Source organism: Noviherbaspirillum sp. ST9 (assembly GCF_048799745.1).
Classification (GTDB): domain Bacteria; phylum Pseudomonadota; class Gammaproteobacteria; order Burkholderiales; family Burkholderiaceae_D; genus Noviherbaspirillum.
The window spans coordinates 1-713 of record NZ_JBLWFR010000081.1 but is presented as its reverse complement, the minus strand read 5'-3'; the positions used below and the strand labels follow the sequence as shown (position 1 = coordinate 713).

1 pseudogene is annotated in these 713 nt (G+C 43.1%); it reads right to left on the bottom strand.

Features of this window, described 5'->3' with window-relative positions:
- A pseudogene (locus ACNOHI_RS24860) lies at positions 1-713 on the bottom strand (hypothetical protein); the annotation flags it as partial.

The window sequence follows — 713 nt, the reverse complement described above, 5'->3', positions numbered from 1 at the left end:
CTATGTTCATAAACGTCACCAGATTATTATAGGCTCCCAACTCTGGGTCATATCCCGAATAATTGGTAAACGTATAGACGTTCTGAACAGAGGCATACACCCTAAGACTACTTACTTTAATTTTGTTTAACAGCGACTTAGGCACACTATAACCTATGGCTATATTCTGAATCCTCAAATACGACCCATCTTCAATAAATCGGTCTGAAATCCTGATATTGTTATTATGCCACTGGTTGTAGCGGGGCAAAGATCCATCCGGGTTACCCGGAGTATATCTGTCTAATACAGTCGTCAACTGATTGTTATACTGACTACTCATGCCTTCAGTACGTCGTTTGCTGTAGTTAAAGATGTCAGCCCCGTAACTCCCCTGCAGGAAAATTGAAAAATCGATGTTTTTCCAGTTTAAAGTATTAGTAATTCCGTAAGTGAACTTCGGATTAGGGTTACCAATAACTGTTACATCCTTGTCGTCAACCTTCTTATCACCGTTAAGGTCCTTAAACCGGATATCCCCCAACCACAGCTTACCTGGTTCCACTGCCAGGCCATAATCGATGCCATCGTTTAGTTCAGCCTCGGTCCTAAATAATCCATCCGTCACAAATCCATAAAAAGAACCCACAGGCTGACCCTGCTGGGACAGTGTCACCAACGACTTAGTGCCATACTCATCAAACTCGCCCTTAATGGTTGCATCGGGGGTGTTC